The sequence below is a fragment of the Micromonospora sp. NPDC049903 genome (assembly GCF_044460945.1).
Taxonomy (GTDB): domain Bacteria; phylum Actinomycetota; class Actinomycetes; order Mycobacteriales; family Micromonosporaceae; genus Micromonospora.
In genome coordinates this window covers 1-16,370 of the sequence record NZ_JBITKL010000001.1, presented here as the reverse complement: position 1 = coordinate 16,370, position 16,370 = coordinate 1, and the positions used below count along the sequence as shown (strand labels likewise).

Sequence of the window (16,370 nt, the reverse complement as noted above, 5' to 3'; positions counted from 1 at the left end):
GATGGCCGCCGCGCACGTGCTGTACCGGGAGTCCGCCTCACCGGTGCACCGGCTGCCGCCGGAGGTCAAGATCGCGGCGATGGTGGCGTTCACCGTCGCCGTCGTCGCCACGCCGCGCGAGGCGCTCTGGGCCTTCGGCGTGTACGCCCTGCTGGTCGCCGCCGTCGCCGCGCTCGCCCGGGTGCCGGCCGGGTGGCTGCTCCTGCGCTCGACGATCGAGCTGCCGTTCGTGCTGTTCGCGGTCGCGCTGCCGTTCCTCGGCACCGGGGACCGGGTCGACGTGCTGGGGCTGGCCCTGTCGGTCGACGGGCTGTACGGCGCGGGGAACATCCTCGCCAAGGGGACCCTGGGCGTGTGGGCGTCGCTGCTGCTGGCCGCGACCACCACCACCCGCGACCTGATCGTCGGGTTGGACCGGTTGCGCTGCCCGCAGATCCTCACCCAGATCGCCACCTTCATGCTGCGGTACCTGGAGGTGCTGGTGGGTGAGGCCCGCCGGATGCGGATCGCCCGGATCTCCCGGGGTGACGACCCGCGTTTTCTCTGGCAGGTACGCGGGTTCGCGGTCGGGATCGGTGCGTTGTTCCTGCGCGCTTTCGAGCGGGGGGAGCGGGTGTACCTGGCGATGCGCTCGCGCGGGTACACCGGTCGGATGCCGGTGTCGTGGTCGGGTACGGGTGCGGCGACGACCGGTCAGTGGCTGCTCGCGGCCACGGTCCCGGTGCTGGCGGGCACCGTTGCGGCCACCGCCACCGTGCTCACGTGAACGCCGGTGGGCCGCCGCCCAGCCTGCACGTGCACGGCGTCCGGTACGCCTACCCGGACGGGCACGTCGCGCTGCGCGGTGTCGACCTGACCATGGCCCGGGGCGAACGGGTGGCCCTGCTCGGCCCGAACGGCGCCGGCAAGACCACGCTCGTGCTGCACCTCAACGGGATCCTGGTGCCCACCGAGGGCAGTGTCACCGTGGGCGGCCTGGCGGTCGGCCCGGACCGGGCCGCGCTGGCGGAGATCCGCCGCCGGGTCGGCATCGTCTTCCAGGACCCGGACGACCAGCTCTTCCTGCCCACCGTCGCCGAGGACGTGGCCTTCGGGCCGGCGAACCTCGGGCTGCGCGGCGCGGAACTCTCCGCCCGGGTGGACGAGGCGCTGACCGCCGTCGGCATGTCCGCGCACCGGGAGCGCGCCCCGCACCATCTCTCGTTCGGGCAGCGCCGTCGGGTGGCGGTGGCCACCGTGCTGGCCATGCGCCCGGAGATCCTGGTGCTCGACGAACCCTCGTCCAACCTGGATCCGGCGGCTCGGCGGGAACTGGCCGGGATCCTGCGATCCTTGCCGGTGACGGTGCTGATGGTCACCCACGACCTGCCGTACGCCTACGAACTCTGCGACCGGTCGGTGATCCTGGACGACGGCCGGATCGTCGCCGACGGCCCGACCTCGACGCTCCTGGCCGACCCGGACCTGCTGGCCCGGCACCGGCTCGAACTGCCCTACCCGTTCCGCCCCGTCCCGCACCCGGTCATCGAGTGACCGGCTCGGTCGGCCCGGTCGGCTCGGCGGGCTCGGTCGGGCCGGTCGGTGCGGCGGCTCGGCCGGTGGCGTGCAGGCGCAACACGGCGGCGGCGAGTGCCCCGGCACCGGCGACGAGGACCACCACGACCAGGATCCGGGTGGCGGTGGCCGACCAGGGCACCGGTGGGACGGCACGGGACAGCACGGCGGCGTTGGACACCCCGGCGAACAGCGCCAGGCACGCCCCGGCGAGCGCCATCACGAAGTCCACGCCGTCGCGCCGGGTCACCGCCCAGCCACCGGCGACGATCGCGCCGAGCCCGGTCACCAGGGTCCAGACCGGGCCGGTCAGCAGCCCGGTCAGCACCGCGCCGACTCCCTCGGCCCCGGCGTCGAGCACCCGGCCCACGGCGAGCACGACCGCCGCCACCCCGCCGACCGTCAGCAGCGCACCGAGACCGGTCCGGGCCCGGCCGCCGGGCGACGAGGCGGCCGGCAGCAGCCCGGCCGCGCCCACCGCGAGCGCGCCGAGCGTGATCGCCACCCACCACGGGTACGCGTCCGGCGGCGGCACCCAGTCCAGGGTGCCCCGGATCTCGGTGCGCCCGTCCGCGTCGCGCAGCGGGACGACCCAGTCGCGTACCCGGTGCTCGCGGTCGGGTGCGGCGCGGACCTGGGCGGGCGGACCCGCCTCGCGCCACAGCGCCCGCTGGTCGTGCCAGCGGGCGGTGGTGCCGGTGTCGATCCGTCGCCACTGCGGGGCGGCGGCCGGATCGACCTCGTCCGGCAGCGGCGTGTCGGCGAGGATGGTGCGGTTCAGGTAGGTCGCCGGTGAGCGGGTGTTCTCGAACACGCCGTCCGGCCCCACCCGCAGGTAGGGCTCGCCCGAGTAGCCGATCACCTCGACCGCCCGGTCACCGGTGTTGGTCAGTTCCAGGCGTGCGCCCGCCTCGACCACTCGGACCCGCAGGTCCGGGCGGGACGCGACCGCGCCGACCGCCACCCGGTAGTCGGTGCCGTCGGGCGCGTCCGCGCCGTGCGCGGCGGCGGGGGCGGCGGTCGCCAGCAGCGCGACAACCACGCCGGTGAGCAACAGCCCGGTACGGGCCGCCAGGGCACGGATCACTGTCCGGCCGCCTCCACGGCGGCGGTGATGTTCTCCGGCGTCCACTGCTGCACCGGCTCGCCGTCGACCAGGACGGTCGGGGTGCCGGTGACGTCGGCGCGGCTCGCCTCCTCGGTGACGTGCGCGGTCCACGCTGTGTACTTGCCGTCGCGGACGCAGGTGCCGAAGGCGTCCCGGTCAAGACCGACCTCGGTGCCGATGTCGACGAGTTGGTCGTCGCTGAGACCGGCGCCGCCCTCCGGCGGCTGGCGCTCGAACAACGCCGCGCCGAACTCGGTGAACTTGCCGCCCTCGGCGGCGCACCCGGAGGCGGCGGACGCCCGGGTCGAGTACTGGGTGCTGGAGAAGCGGTTCAGGTAGGCCACCGGGTGGTACACCACCCGTACCTTGCCCTCGTCGACGAGCTGCTTGAGGGTGGCGCCGCTGGTCTGCTCGAACTGCTTGCAGGCCGGGCAGATGTAGTCCTCGTACACGTCGACGGTGACCGGCCCGGAGCCGACCACCACGCCGGTGCCGGCGTCGTTGGCGCCCGGCGGCGGGGTGAAGTCGCCGGACCGCTGGCCCGACCAGACACTCCATCCGACCAGGCCGGCGATCACCAGCACCACCACCGCGCCGAGCGAGATCCACAGGGTCTGTTTGCGGCGCCGCTCCCGGGCAATCTGTTCCCGGACGACCCGGGCCGCGTCCTTGCGTCCCTTGCGACTACTCATCCTCGTCCTCCACCGGTACGCCCGTCAGGACGCCGTCCAGTGAGACGGCGGTCCGGGGCCAGATCAGCAGGAACCCGGCCATCGCCAGGAAAGCCACGTCCCGGAGGATCTCCGGGAGGTAGCTGGGGCGCTGCCCGGCCGGCAGTTCGCCGCCGGTCCCGAAGCAGCCGCAGTCGATCGCCAGGCCACGGGCCCAGGCCGAGGCGATGCCCGCGACGAAGAGCAGCAACAGGACCACCGAGACCCCGGCGGTCAGCCGGGTGGCCAACCCGAGCAGCAGCAGTACGCCCAACGCCAGCTCGACGAAGGGCAGCACCGCGCCGATCACCACCGCCAGGTCGTACGGCATCACCTGGTACGCGTGCACGCTGCGGCCGGAGGCGGCCAGGTCGCCGACCTTGGAGGCGCCGGCGTAGAGCCAGACGGCGGCCAGCCCGAGCCGGACGGCGAGCCCGAGCCAGGGCCGCCACCGCGTCCACCTCGACGTCGCGCCCCGCCCGTTCACCCGGCCAGCGCCTCACCGACCGCGTCCACGAGTTCGGCGCGGGCCCGGGCGACCCGGGAGCGGATGGTGCCCACCGGCACGCCCTCCACGGTCGCCGCCTCGGCGTACGACAGGCCGAGCAACTGGGTCAGCACGAACGCGCCGCGCCGCTCGGCGGACAGTCGGCTGACCAGGTCGGCCGTGCCGAGTTGCCCGGCCGGGTCGGGGTGTGCCAGGTCGGTGTGCGCGTGGGCGGTGAGTCGCTGGTCGAGGCGTCGCCGCCGGACCACCGTACGGAGGTGGTCGGCGCAGGCCCGCCGGGCGATGCCGAGCAGCCAGGTGCGGGCGCTGGACCGGCCCTCGAAGGCGGGCAGCGCCCGGAACGCGCGCAGGTAGGTTTCCTGGGTGAGATCGTCCGCGCTGTCCGGGTCCAACAGCGCCGCCGTGAACCGCCACACCTCGGCCTGGGTGGCCCGGACGAAGGCGGCCTGGGCGACCGGGTCGCCGTCGCGGGCGGCGAGCGCCCAGTCGGTGGCCGGGTCCGGCCCGGCGTGCGCGTCGACACCGCCGGTGTCGGCGGCGGCGCGGGTGTCGCGCGGGGCGGGGATCACGACAACCCAGGTTACGCGGCCCCACCGGCAGCAGCAGGGTCCTTCGGCCCTTCATGGGCTGCGCCACGCCGGGAACTTTCTGCGGGTCCCCGCCGACTACCCGCTCATGACCTCGGCCCGGCGCCCGTGCGTCCGCGTGCGATCGCGGGTGACAGCCGTCAATCGATGGTCGCGACTCGCCGGAAAGGGGTCCGGTCAGAGACGATGTGGGTCATGACTGCCGTCCCTCGCCGCCGATCCGTCCGATGGGCCGCCGCCGCCGGCCTGCTGGTCACCGTCGTCGCCCTGCTGCTGGTCCCCGCCGGACCGGCCGCCGCCCACGCCGTGCTGTCCAGCAGCAGCCCGGCCGCGTCGGCCGTGGTGCCCGCGGCGCCGGCCGAGGTGGTGCTCACCTTCAGCGAGCCGGTCCGCCGGGTGCCGGACCGGATCCGGGTCATCGCACCGGACGGGTCCCGCGTCGACCGGGGCGACCCGACCTTCACCGACAGCGTGGTCAACATCGCGGTCGACACCTCCGGCGGCAACGGCACCTACCTGGTGACCTACCGGGTGATCTCGGCGGACAGCCACCCGGTCTCCGGTGCGTTCACCTACTCCGTCGGCGCGCCCTCGGAGCCGCCGGTGGACAGCGGCGACGACGGTCGCGCCGATCCGCTGGTCACCAACGCGATCAAGGCCGCGAAGTTCGTCGGGTACGTCGGTCTGCTGCTGCTCGTCGGTCCCGCACTGGTGCTCGCGCTGCTCTGGCCGCGCCGACTGTCCCGGCAGGGACCGGCCCGCCTGGCCTGGACCGGCCTGGGACTGGTGGCGGTGGCCACCGTCGCGGTCGCGTTGCTGCAGGTGCCCTACACCAGCGGAGGCGGGCCGTTCGACATCAGCGGCGAGGGGCTGAGCCTGGTGCTCGGCAGCACGTTCGGCGCCGCTCACCTGATCCGGCTGGGACTGCTCGCGGCGGCGGCGTTCCTGCTCCGGCCACTGCTGGCCGGGCCGGTCGGCCGGGCCGACCTGATCATCCTCGGCCTGCTCGCCGGTGCGGCGCTGCTCACCTGGCCGCTGTCCGGGCACCCGGCGGCCTCGCCCGCCCCGGCCGTGTCGGTGATCGTCGACGCGGTCCACCTGGGCAGCATGGCGGTCTGGCTGGGCGGCCTGGTGATGCTCGCCGCCTTCCTGCTGCCCCGGGCGGACGAACGGGAGCTGGGCGCGATCCTGCCCATCTGGTCGCGCTGGGCCGCCCTGTCGGTCTCCGCGCTGCTGCTCGCCGGCATCGTCCAGGCGCTGATCGAGGTGGCCACCCCGGCAGCGCTGGTCAACACCACGTACGGCCGTCTGGTGCTCGCCAAGGTCGGGCTGTTCGCCGTGGTGATCGTGCTGGCCGCGTACTCGCGGAACCTGATCCGCAAACGGGTCGCCGCCAGTCGCCCCGCACCGGTACGCCGGGCCGTCTGGGCGGAGTTGGCGGTCACCGCGGTCGTGCTCGGTGTCACCGCCGTCCTGGTGCAGACCACGCCCGCGCGGACCGCCTCTTCGGACGTCGCCGCCGTCGACGCCGGTTACTTCACCACCCGGGTGGAGAGCACGCTCTACTCGCTGCAGATCGAGATGTCCCCGGCCCGACGGGGCAACAACTCGGTGCACTTCTACGCGTACACGCCGGACAACCGGCCGCAGCCGGTCGTGGAGTGGAAGGCCACCATCGCGCTGCCGTCGGCCGGGATCGAGGCGATCGACATCCCGCTGCTGCCGCTGACCGACAACCACGCGACCGGCGAGATCACGCTGCCGGGTCCGGGTGAGTGGGAGCTGCGGGTCACCGCCCGGACCACCGAGATCGACCAGGCCACGGTGACCGCCACCGTGCCCGTTGCCTAGAGAGGTTCCATACCGATGATCCGTCACCGGCGTACCGTGGGTGCCGCCGCGGCCCTGGCGCTCGGCGCCGTCGCCACCGCCGTCTTCGGCTTCGCGGCGCCCGCGTCGGCCCACGTCTCGATCAGCCCGAGCGAGGCCGAGCAGGGCGACTACGGCCGGTTCGCGTTCCGGGTGCCGAACGAGAGCGACACGGCGTCGACCACCAAGCTGGAGATCTTCCTGCCGGAGAACGCCGCGATCGGCTCGGTGTCCACCGCGCCGGTGCCGGGTTGGACGGTGGAGGTGGAGAACCGCCGGGTCGATCCGCCGATCCTGGTGCACGGTGCGGAGATCTCGGACGTGGTCGCCAAGGTCACCTGGACGGCGAGCGGCGACGCCGCGATCGCCCCGGGCACGTTCCAGGAGTTCCCGGTCATGCTGGGCCCGCTGCCCGAGGTGGACCAGATGGTCTTCAAGGCGCTGCAGACCTACTCGGACGGCGGGGTGGTGCGCTGGATCGACGAGCCGCAGCCGGGCGGTGAGGAGCCGGCCGCCCCCGCGCCGGTGTTGACCCTCACCGCCGCCGGAACTGCGACCGAGGGACCGGCCGGGGCGCCCGCACCCGAGGCGGTGGCCGACGACGACGAGGACGGCACCGGGCTGGCCGTCGGGCTGGGCGTCGCCGGGCTGGTCGCCGGGGTCGGTGGCCTGGTGCTGGGCGGACTCGCGTTCTCGCGTACCCGCCGGGACGCCGACCCGACCGACGGCGGCGAGGCGACCACGACCTCCTGACCGCTCCCGCGTCACGGGCCCGCCGGGTGTTCCCGGCGGGCCCGTCCGCTTTCGAACCCGGTGCCGTGGATATCCGCAGATCAGCCGTTCGGCGTAGGTAAGGTCGGCCGGGTATCTCGCTACGGAGGGGGACAAGGCGGATGCGTTTCGTGTGGGTGTTGGCCGGCATGGTGCTGCTGATCACCGGCACCACCGCGCTGCTCGGTGCCGCCGGGCTCGGCCTGTTGACCAGTCACGCGGACCCGGGCGGGGGGTTCACCGCCCGCGTCGAGACCGTGCGGACACCGGGGCACGCGGTGGTGGTGACCGATCTGGACGCACTGCTGCGACAGGAGGTGCCGTTCAGCCGGTTCGGGCAGGCGCGGCTGCGGCTGGACGCCCGTACCCCGGATGGTCCGGCGTTCGTCGGCCTGGCCCCGGCCGACGAGGCACGTCGCTGGCTGGCCGGTGCGCCGCACGCCGTGGTGCAGCGCACGGCACTGGCCCGGGGGCCACTGCCGGTCCGGCTGGAGCACCGCACCCCGGAGGTCGGTACGCCGCCGACCGTGCCGGCCGCCCCGGCCGCACAGACCTTCTGGGTACGCGCGGGTGCCGGTGCCCTCGAATGGAGTCCCGGGGAACTGGCCGGTCAACGACTGAGTCTGGTGCTGATGCATCCCGACGGTCGGGCCGACCTGGCCCTGGACCTGCGCGCCGAACTGCGGGCCGGATGGGTCGCCCCGGCCACCTGGGGCTCGCTGACCGGCGGCATCCTGCTGGTGGTCCTCGCAGCGCTGGTGCTGCTGCGTCCGGTCCGCCCGCGCGAGGTGGTCTTCGTGGTCGAACCCGACCAGGTGCCGGTGCTCGCCGGCCGGCTGGGAGTGAGTTCGCTCAGCGGTCTGGGCACGCCGCCGTCGCCGCGTCCGACGCCCGAGCGGCAGCTGGTGTCGGTGGCCGCCGCGCCCCGGGCCGCGATCGCCCCGGTGCCGCGCCCGGAGACCCTGGCCGACCTGCCCGCCCCGCACCACCCGCTGCGCCCGCCCGCCCCGCCGTCCTGACCGCCCGCAGGCGGCCGCCGCAGCGGTGGTCCGTCGGGCGAGCACCGGAGCCGGAACGGGTGGGGCGGCCCTCCGCGCTGCCGACGCGGAGGGCCGCCCATCACCGGGGGATATCGGTGCCCATCGGAGGATGATGCCTCTAAGGGCAGATTACCGGTGAATGGTCGTCTCGGGAAGAGTGTCCGCTTCGCGCGACTCGGTCAGCGGTCGGTCCGCCCGTGGGCGCACCGGCAGCACGACCAGCAGCAGCAGACAGAGCAGCACGTACGCGTTGCGGAGCACGAACTCCCAGGGCGTCTGGGTAGGCGTCGGAGTGACGCCCCAGTCGTAGAACGACACCACGCCGTACACGATGATCATCGAGGTGCCGAGCGCGAGTCCGGCCAACCGGCGTCGCCGCCGCGCTCCCTCGGGCGTTCGGGGATCGGTGCGCAAGGTCGCGTCGACCAGGATGATCACCGCCGGGACGAACCAGTAGATGTGGTGCGTCCAGGTGATCGGGCTGATCAGGGCGGCGACCAGGCCGGTCAGGGTCAGGGCGGTGAGTACGTCGCCGGCCTGGGTGGCGCGTACCGCCCGCCAGAGGCCGTACGCGACGACGGCCGCGACCAGGGGCAGCCAGATCAGCCGGCTCGGCTCCTCCGGCGCGGTCAGCCGACTCAGCAGCCCGAACAGCGATTGGTTGCCGGTGTAGTCGGTGCGCCCGACCCGGTCGGTGGCCCACAGTTCGTGCGTCCAGAAGCGCCACGAGTCGCCGGGTGCCACCGCCGCGGCGAGCAGGGTGGCTCCGGCGGCGGCGGCGCTCGCCACCACGGCCGCCCGCCAGCGTCGGGTGGCCAGCAGATAGACGATGAAGATGCCCGGGAAGAGCTTGAGCGCGGTGGCCAGTCCGATGCCCACCCCGGCCCACCGGCTGCCCCGGGGTACGGCGAACAGCAGGTCGGCGAGGATCAGCACCACCAGCAGCATGTTGATCTGTCCGAAGGTGATCGTCTCCCGGGTGCTCTCCACGCCGAGGACCAGCAGCGCGCCCACGGCCAGGGTGAACGCGTACGGCAGGCGGTGCCGGCGGATCACCGGGTCGAGCAGCCACTTCGTGGTGACCACCACGCCGAGCACGGTCAGCCCGGTGAAGATCGCCACCGTGGCGCCCAGCTTCAGCAGGGAGAACGGCAGCAGCAGCAACGCGGCGAACGGGGGATAGGTGAAGAACAGCTCACCCTGCACCCGGTCGGGTTGGGCGTAGTCGTAGAGCGGATTGCCGGCGGCCCACCAGTCCATCGCCGCCATATAGATCTTGAGGTCGAAGAAGTCGTGCACGGTGCCCGGCAGATAGAGCACCGGCAACACCGAGGCGAGCGCCAGCGCCCCGACGATCCGCCGTGCACTGCGGCCACCAGGGTCTTCGAGGTCGACGCTGGACGGTGTGGCGGGTTCGGCGGGCACGGGAGAGACCCTAGCGGTCGGTCGGGTCGGCGGCGCGCAGCCACGGTGCGTGGGCTGCGCGTAGGCTGTGCCGATGGCTGATCTTCTCGTCTGGATCGACTGTGAGATGACCGGGCTCGACCTCGGCGGCGACAAGCTGATCGAGGTGGCGGCGCTGGTCACCGACCCGGATCTGCGCGTGCTCGGCGACGGCGTGGACGTGGTGATCCACGCCGACGACGCGGCGCTCGACGCCATGCCGGAGATCGTCCGCACGATGCACGGCAAGTCGGGGCTGACCGAGGAGGTCCGCCGCTCCACGGTCAGCCTTGCCGAGGCTGAGGACCGGGTGCTCGACTACATCACCAGCCACGTCAAGGACCCACGGACGGCGCCGCTCTGCGGCAACTCGATCGCCACCGACCGGGGCTTCATCGCCCGGGACATGCCCCGCCTCGACGCGCACCTGCACTACCGCATGATCGACGTCTCCTCGATCAAGGAGCTGTGCCGCCGGTGGTACCCCCGGGTGTACTTCGGCCAGCCGCAGAAGGGCCTCGCCCACCGAGCGCTGGCGGACATCCGGGAGAGCATCCGCGAGCTGGAGTACTACCGCCGCACCGTCTTCGTGCCGCTGCCCGGGCCGGACGTGGAGAGCGCGAAGGCCATCGCCGCCGACCTCTGAGCCACCCCGGCAACCCGCTGGACGCGGTCGGCCGTGGTGGGGGTATGATTTCCCCGCACCCGCACGGGCGATGAGTTCGGGCGCGGCGGCATGGTGGCTGTAGCTCAGTTGGCAGAGCACCGGGTTGTGGTCCCGGTTGTCGTGGGTTCAATTCCCATCAGTCACCCCACACCAGCGAGGCCCGGACCCTTCGGTCCGGGCCTCGTTCCCGTACCGGCCGTCGTTCCCCTCGGGCCACCACGCCGCCCGGTCCCTCCTCGCCCGACCTCTCCCTGCCGCGCCTCCCGTGCGCCTGTCCCGGCCTTGCCTTCAGCAGATATTTGAACGATAGTTCTACTTGTACTGCCGTTCAAATACCTTCGGGAGTCGTCGTGTCGGAGGTCGCCATCCGCCGTGCGGGCGGGCGCGAGTGGGCGGGCCTGGGGCTGTTGGCGTTGCCGACGCTGCTGCTGGGCCTGGACGTCACCGTGCTGTACCTGGTGCTGCCGAGCATGGCCGAGGCGCTCGACCCGTCGGCCACGCAGACCCTCTGGATCATGGACGCCTACGGGTTCCTCATCGCCGGATTCCTCATCACCATGGGCACCCTGGGCGATCGCATCGGTCGGCGACGTCTGCTCCGGATCGGGATGACCGCGTTCGCGTTCGTGTCGGTGCTCGCGGCCTTCGCGCCCAGCGCGGAACTGCTGATCGCCGCCCGTGCGCTGCTCGGGATCGCGGGCGCGACGTTGATGCCCTCGACGCTGTCGCTGATCTCCAACATGTTCGTCGACGTCCGGCAGCGCGCGATGGCGATCGGGGTCTGGGCGACCATGTTCGCCCTGGGCATGGCGGCCGGTCCCGTCGTCGGCGGCGCCCTGGTCGACACGTTCTGGTGGGGTGCGGCCTTCCTGCTCGCCGTTCCCGTCGCGATCGCCGTCCTGGCCGGCGCGCGGACACTGCTACCCGAGTACGCCGACCCGCAGGCCGGACGGTTGGACATGATCAGCGTCGCGCTGTCTCTGGCCGCGATCCTGCCGGTCGTCTACGCCGTCAAGCACGCCGCCTCGCACGGTGCCGGTGCGCGCACACCGGTCCTCCTCGTCGTCGGCGCGATCGCCGGGATGGCGTTCGTCCGCCGGCAACGGCACCTGGCCGCGCCGCTGCTGGACGTCACCCTCTTCGCCGACCGGGCCTTCTCCGCGGCACTGGCCGTCCTGCTGATCGGGCTCGTCGGTGTCGGCGGCACCATGTACATGGTCACGCAGTACCTCCAGCTCGTGGAGGGCCTCAGCCCGTTCACCGCGGGACTGTGGATGGGGCCACCGGCGCTGGCGATGTTCGCCGCCGCCGTCGGCGCACCCCTGGTCGCCCGGCGGGTCCGGCCGGGCCTGGTCATGGCCGCCACGCTCGGGTCGTCGGTGCTCGGCTACGCGCTGCTGGCCGCCGCCGGTCCCGGCGACACGGTGACGGTGGTGACCGGGTTCGCCGCCGTCTACCTCGGGCTCGGGGCGATCGCCGCGCTCGGCACCGACATGGTCGTCGGCGCCGCACCGGCCACCAAGTCCGGATCGGCCGCCGCCATGTCCGAGACCGTCCAGGAGCTCGGCATCGCCGTCGGCGTCGCGCTGCTCGGCAGCCTCAGCACCGCCCTCTACACCGCGCGGATGGTCGCACCGGCCGGCACCGCACCGGAGGTCGCCGACCGGCTCACCGGCAGCCTCGCGGGCGCGCTCGCCGTCGCCGACCAGGTGCCGACCGAGGCCGTACGGGCCGCGCGGGACGCCTTCACCACCGGGGTGAACGTCGCCTCCGCCGTGGCCGGCGTCGCCATCGTCGGGGCGAGCCTGCTGTGCCTGGTGGCCCTGCGGCACGTCCCTCCCCTCGGTGCGGATCAGGACGCCGACGGTCACTGAGCCGGCTCGACTACCCTGGGCGCCAGGGGAGGAAGCATGAGCGAGGAACCCGTCGACGGTCGACGCGCCAGGGGAGCGAAACGCCGAGCCGAGATCATCGAGGCGACCCTCGCCGTCGTCCTCCGCGAGGGCGCAGCCGGCGTCACCCACCGCGCGGTCGCCACGCAGGCCGGCGTCGCCACCAGCTTGAGCATCTACTACTTCGCCACCCTCGACGACCTCCTCGTCGCCGCCCTGTCCAGCGTCGCCGACAGCTACACGGCCCGGATCCGCCAGATCATCGACGGCCCGGGGGACAAGCTGCGCGGCCTCGCCGAGCTGATCGTCGAGTCCGCCGGACCGGGACGCGACAAGGCGCTGGCCGAACGCGAACTGTCCACGCTCGCCGCCCGCAGACCCGCCCTCGCCCCGATCGCCCGGCACTGGCGCGAGAACGTCGCCGCGCTCGCCGCCACCCTCACCGACGACCCCCGGGCCGTGGACGCGCTGGTCGCCGCCTCCGACGGCCTCTGCACCGCCATCCTCATCGAGAACGTCCCCGCCGACACCGAGCGCGTGCACCGAGTCCTGGCACACGCGCTCGGCACCGACCGCTAGCGGCCCGGCGGCCGACTCACTCGGTGGTGTCGGCGTCCGGTGCGGACTCCTCGCCCGCCGGCTCGTACGGCAGGGCGCTGCCCTTGACGTACTCGTCCCAGCTCAGGTTCCAGTCCGTCCAGCCGTTGCCGTTCTGGAGCTTGCGCTCGGTGCCCTTGACCACGATCGGGTCGCCGACCTTCGTGTTCTCGAACAGCCAGGCGCCGTTGACCATCGACACGTTCACGCAGCCGTGCGAGACGTTGGTGGTGCCCTGCTGCCCCTCGGACCAGGGCGCGGCGTGGATGAACTCGCCGCCCCAGGTCAGCCGCTGGGCGTAGTCGATCTTCGTCCGGTATCCCTCGTCGGGGCCCAACTCCTCGAACGTGTCGAAGACCGTCTTGCGCAGCTTCTCCATCACCACCATCGTGCCGCTGGAGGAGGGCGTGGTCTTCTTACCGAGGCTCACCGGGATCGTCTTGATCGTCTCGCCGTCCCGGGTGACGACCATGCGCTTGGTCCGGTTGTCCACCGTCATGACCAGCTTCGGGCCCACCGTGATGTCCACGGTCAGGTCGGCCCGGCCATACCAGCCGTCGCCCAGCGGCAGCCCGCCCGCCTGCACCCGGTAGGAGACCTTGCTGCCGGTCTTCCAGAACTCCTTCGGCCGGTAACGGACCTCGGTCGGGCTGACCCAGTGCCAGACGCCCTCCTGGGCGGGCGTGGACTTGACCGTCATCCGTCGCTGGAGGTCGGCGCGGTACTTCTCCGGGATCTCCCGGCCGAACTTCACGATCAGCGGCATGGCGACCCCGACGGTCTGGTCGTCGCCGAGGAAACTGGTGATCCGGACCTGGTTGCTCGGCTGCTTCATCACGGTGAACGCGCTGGTCGCGGTCACCGGGACACCGTCGTCGCCGGTCGCGGTGACGGTCGCGGTGTACGACTCGCCGTACCCCAACGCCTTCGCCGGCAGCCAGCTCCTACCGTCCGCGGCCAGCGTGCCCTTGACCGGCTCCCCGCCGGCGTCGGCCAGCTCGACGGTGGTCTCCTCGGACTGCTCGGCGGCGAACGTGATCGCCGTCGAGGCGGGAACGTCCTTCGCGTCGGCGGCCGGCTCGCTGATGCTCACCGACGCCTTCGGTGCCGGCTGGTCGGCACCGTCCTGCCAGCCCGGCCCGTTGTCGCCGCCCTTGCCGCCGGTGCAGGCGGAGGTCAGCACCATCGCCACGGCGAGCATCCCCGCGGCGAGCACCCCCCGCCGGCGGTTGCGCTGGTCCCGAACTCGCATGGTGTCCTCACAGTCGTGGTCCGCTGCCCGTCCACATCACAGACGCACCGGAACACGTACCCGTTGCGGAAGGTGAACCGAAACACGTGGAGCGGGATGTCCGGATGGTGACATATCTGGCACGGTCACAAGGCCGCGCCCGCACCACCGTCCGGAACCGGCAGCGCGCTGCCCTTGACGAACTCCGACCAGCTCAGATCCCACGCCGTCCAACCGTTGCCGGCGGCCAGCTTCCGCTCGGTGCCCTTGATGGTGATCGGATCACCGACCTTGGTCCGTTCGAAGAGCCAGCGGGCGTTCGCCAGGGACACGTTCACGCAACCGTGTGACACATTCTGCCGTCCCTGGACGTGTTCCGACCAGGGTGCCGCGTGGATGTACTCGCCACCCCAGGTGAGCCGCTGGGCGAACTGGATGTCGGTGACGTAGCGGTTCTCCGGATCGGGATCGTCCATCGTGTCGAAGACCGTCGCCTCCTTCTTCTCCATCACCACCAGCGTGCCGCTGGACGACGGGGTCTTCTTCTTGCCCAGACTCACCGGCAGGGTCTTGATCAGGTTGCCGTCCTCGTACACCCGCATCTGCTTGTCGGCGTTGTCCACCTTCATCTCGAAGGCCGAACCGATCTTCGCGGTGGCGTTCCGGTCGACGTTGCCGAACCGGCCGTTGCTCAGCGGAATGCCGGCCAACGCGATCCGTACGGACAGCTTCGTGCCGGCCTTCCAGTACTCCGGCGCCCGGTAGAACGCCTGAGTGCCGTTGCTCACCCAGTGCCAGGCACCCGGCTGCGGCGGGTCGGTCTGCACGAACATTCGCTTCTGCACGGCGGCCCGGTCCTTCTTCGGGATGCCCGGGTGGAACTCCGCCACCACCGGCATGGCCACCCCGTACGTCCGGTCGTCGAACAGGTAGAGCCCGGAGGTGATCATCGAGCCGGGCTTGGCCATCGTGGTGAACGTGCTGGTCCCCTCGCTGACCGAGCCGTCCGGCCGGCTCGCGGTGACCGTGGCCGTGTACTCGGTGGACCACTTCAACGGCGCCGACGGCACCCAGGACGAGCCATCCGTACGCAGCTTGCCCTTGACCTCCTTGCCGTTGGCCGTGGTCAGGCTGACCTTCGACACCGTCGCGCCGTCCGGCAGCTCAGCGCCGATCTCCACGCTCACCGGCCGCTTCTTCGCCCCGTCGGCCGGGCTCACCGCCAACGGCGGCCCACTCGACGGCGGTGTGTCCGGTGCCACCGCTTCACTGGTCGACGGCCCGGGAACGAACTCGGCGGCCGAGCCCTCCTCACGACAACCCGACAATGCCAGCGACGCCACCAGGCCCAGGGTGCCCACCAGCGCCCCGGCCCGCGCGAACCTGCCCATCCCCACCCCTGTCCTAGCGCACCTGGCGCACATCGTGCCCCATCCCACCCGCCCAACATGAACCCGTCCCACGCCTTGTGCGTGCTTGTTGCCAAATGTCCGGAAAGCTCGACCGAAGGGAGGACCCGGGTATCGGATTGGAACCCGCCTCGGGGTGCGTGCTAGGGTTTCCCCCGTTGCCACCGAGCGCCGCTAGCTCAACTGGCAGAGCAGCGGACTCTTAATCCGCGGGTTCGGGGTTCGAGTCCCTGGCGGCGCACCAAGCAGCAAGGCCCTGACATGGCAGATCTCTGCCGGTCGGGGCCTTTTTCGTGTTTGTCGTCATGGATGGTGGCTCGCTGGGTGCTCGGGAGCCGTTGGACCGGGTCGGCGTCGGTGGGACGCGGTGTGATGTCAGCGGTCAGGCCCGAAGATCAAATGGCTGTGTTGCCGCCAGGGCATTCCGTCGGGTGTGGATAGGGGGCGGTCGTGCGTCGGATCGTGCGTAGGTCGGTGCGGGCGATTCTGCTGGACGGAGACGACCGCCTCGTGTTGATCAAGCGGATCAAGCCCGGCCAGGCGCCGTACTGGACGACGCCGGGCGGTGGCCTGGAGTCGACGGACGTCTCCCTGGAGGCGGCACTTCGTCGGGAGCTGCATGAAGAGCTCGGCGCAGAGGCCGACGGGTTCGTCCAGGTGTTCCTGTCTACGGCCCCGGCTGGTGAGGGCGTTTCTGTGCAGCACTTCTTCGTCTGCCGGCTAGTTGAGCTGCGGGAGACTGCTCGGACTGGGCCGGAGTTCGATGATGCATCGCGTGGTGACTATCAGCTTGATCGAGTGACTATCGACAAGCTGCGCGCAGTGGATCTCAAGCCAGCAGGGCTGACCGAGTTCATCACCTCCAACCAGGAGGCCCTGCTCTCGGCGTGGGTCTGCTGCACCGATAGGTGACAGTTTCAGTCACGCGGCCTGACTGGCCGGTGGGATCATGATTGTCTCGTACTCGATGGGGGTCAACCGGGA

General features: G+C 72.1%; 16 protein-coding genes and 2 tRNA genes. 11 read left to right on the top strand and 7 right to left on the bottom strand.

Annotated features, from left to right (window positions below; all coding sequences use genetic code 11):
- The first annotated feature begins 1 nt into the window (after position 1).
- Together cbiQ and ACIBO1_RS00085 are read left to right on the top strand one after the other, a co-directional pair.
- Positions 2–766: a cobalt ECF transporter T component CbiQ gene (gene cbiQ, locus ACIBO1_RS00090; protein WP_396740146.1), complete on the top strand. Its 765-nt coding sequence runs from the start codon at positions 2–4 to the stop codon at positions 764–766.
- The gene (locus tag ACIBO1_RS00085; protein ID WP_396740144.1) at positions 763–1,533 is read left to right on the top strand and encodes an energy-coupling factor ABC transporter ATP-binding protein; all 771 of its coding nucleotides are present in this window, start codon (positions 763–765) and stop codon (positions 1,531–1,533) included. Before cbiQ ends, ACIBO1_RS00085 begins: the two co-directional genes overlap by 4 nt.
- On the opposite strand, the gene ACIBO1_RS00080 is transcribed toward ACIBO1_RS00085, so the two are convergent.
- From ACIBO1_RS00080 to ACIBO1_RS00065, 4 genes are read right to left on the bottom strand one after another with little or no spacing between them, the layout of a single operon-like run.
- Positions 1,523–2,641: a hypothetical protein gene (locus ACIBO1_RS00080; RefSeq protein WP_396740142.1), complete on the bottom strand. Its 1,119-nt coding sequence runs from the start codon at positions 2,639–2,641 to the stop codon at positions 1,523–1,525. The genes ACIBO1_RS00085 and ACIBO1_RS00080 overlap by 11 nt on opposite strands.
- Positions 2,638–3,354 carry a DsbA family protein gene (locus ACIBO1_RS00075; RefSeq protein WP_396740140.1) on the bottom strand — a complete coding sequence of 239 codons (717 nt, stop codon included), beginning with the start codon at positions 3,352–3,354 and terminating at the stop codon, positions 2,638–2,640. Before ACIBO1_RS00075 ends, ACIBO1_RS00080 begins: the two co-directional genes overlap by 4 nt.
- Entirely contained in the window at positions 3,347–3,859 is a 513-nt protein-coding gene (locus ACIBO1_RS00070; RefSeq protein ID WP_396740138.1) for a MauE/DoxX family redox-associated membrane protein, read from the bottom strand. The genes ACIBO1_RS00075 and ACIBO1_RS00070 overlap by 8 nt, the downstream gene beginning before the upstream one ends.
- A complete protein-coding gene (locus ACIBO1_RS00065) occupies positions 3,856–4,449 on the bottom strand; it encodes a sigma-70 family RNA polymerase sigma factor (protein ID WP_396740136.1) in 594 nt (197 codons plus the stop codon). The genes ACIBO1_RS00070 and ACIBO1_RS00065 overlap by 4 nt, the downstream gene beginning before the upstream one ends.
- Positions 4,450–4,662: 213 nt before the next feature.
- Here ACIBO1_RS00065 and ACIBO1_RS00060 point away from each other — a divergent pair, with 213 nt between their 5' ends.
- The 3 genes from ACIBO1_RS00060 (at position 4,663) to ACIBO1_RS00050 (ending at position 8,126) form a co-directional block, all read left to right on the top strand.
- Positions 4,663–6,318, top strand: a complete 1,656-nt coding sequence (locus ACIBO1_RS00060) for a copper resistance CopC/CopD family protein (protein WP_396740135.1) — start codon at positions 4,663–4,665, stop codon at positions 6,316–6,318.
- Between the two features lie 15 nt (positions 6,319–6,333).
- Positions 6,334–7,089 carry a YcnI family protein gene (locus ACIBO1_RS00055; protein ID WP_396740133.1) on the top strand — a complete coding sequence of 252 codons (756 nt, stop codon included), beginning with the start codon at positions 6,334–6,336 and terminating at the stop codon, positions 7,087–7,089.
- 140 nt (positions 7,090–7,229) lie between these two features.
- Positions 7,230–8,126, top strand: coding sequence for a hypothetical protein (locus ACIBO1_RS00050; protein ID WP_396740131.1), 897 nt, complete (start codon positions 7,230–7,232; stop codon positions 8,124–8,126).
- A 150-nt stretch (positions 8,127–8,276) separates the two neighbouring features.
- Here ACIBO1_RS00050 and ACIBO1_RS00045 read toward each other — a convergent pair whose 3' ends face one another.
- Positions 8,277–9,572, bottom strand: a complete 1,296-nt coding sequence (locus ACIBO1_RS00045; protein WP_396740129.1) for a glycosyltransferase family 87 protein — start codon at positions 9,570–9,572, stop codon at positions 8,277–8,279.
- 67 nt (positions 9,573–9,639) lie between these two features.
- Between ACIBO1_RS00045 and orn the strand changes: the two genes are divergently transcribed.
- The 4 genes from orn (at position 9,640) to ACIBO1_RS00025 (ending at position 12,728) form a co-directional block, all read left to right on the top strand.
- Positions 9,640–10,236, top strand: coding sequence for an oligoribonuclease (gene orn, locus ACIBO1_RS00040; protein WP_350693415.1), 597 nt, complete (start codon positions 9,640–9,642; stop codon positions 10,234–10,236).
- Positions 10,237–10,329: 93 nt separating this feature from the next.
- Positions 10,330–10,405, top strand: a tRNA-His gene (locus ACIBO1_RS00035).
- A 202-nt stretch (positions 10,406–10,607) separates the two neighbouring features.
- Positions 10,608–12,131 carry an MFS transporter gene (locus tag ACIBO1_RS00030; protein ID WP_396740127.1) on the top strand — a complete coding sequence of 508 codons (1,524 nt, stop codon included), beginning with the start codon at positions 10,608–10,610 and terminating at the stop codon, positions 12,129–12,131.
- 36 nt (positions 12,132–12,167) lie between these two features.
- Positions 12,168–12,728 (top strand): TetR/AcrR family transcriptional regulator, encoded by a 561-nt coding sequence (locus ACIBO1_RS00025; protein WP_396740125.1) that lies wholly within the window; start codon positions 12,168–12,170, stop codon positions 12,726–12,728.
- Positions 12,729–12,744: 16 nt separating this feature from the next.
- Here ACIBO1_RS00025 and ACIBO1_RS00020 read toward each other — a convergent pair whose 3' ends face one another.
- Together ACIBO1_RS00020 and ACIBO1_RS00015 are read right to left on the bottom strand one after the other, a co-directional pair.
- On the bottom strand, positions 12,745–13,998 hold the full coding sequence (locus tag ACIBO1_RS00020) for an Ig-like domain-containing protein (protein ID WP_396740124.1): 1,254 nt from the start codon (positions 13,996–13,998) through the stop codon (positions 12,745–12,747).
- A gap of 125 nt (positions 13,999–14,123) precedes the next feature.
- On the bottom strand, positions 14,124–15,368 hold the full coding sequence (locus tag ACIBO1_RS00015; protein WP_396740122.1) for an Ig-like domain-containing protein: 1,245 nt from the start codon (positions 15,366–15,368) through the stop codon (positions 14,124–14,126).
- Between the two features lie 186 nt (positions 15,369–15,554).
- On the opposite strand from ACIBO1_RS00015, the gene ACIBO1_RS00010 reads away from it, so the two are divergent.
- Positions 15,555–15,630, top strand: a tRNA-Lys gene (locus ACIBO1_RS00010).
- 206 nt (positions 15,631–15,836) lie between these two features.
- Positions 15,837–16,298, top strand: a complete 462-nt coding sequence (locus ACIBO1_RS00005) for an NUDIX domain-containing protein (RefSeq protein ID WP_396740120.1) — start codon at positions 15,837–15,839, stop codon at positions 16,296–16,298.
- Positions 16,299–16,370: the final 72 nt, after the last annotated feature.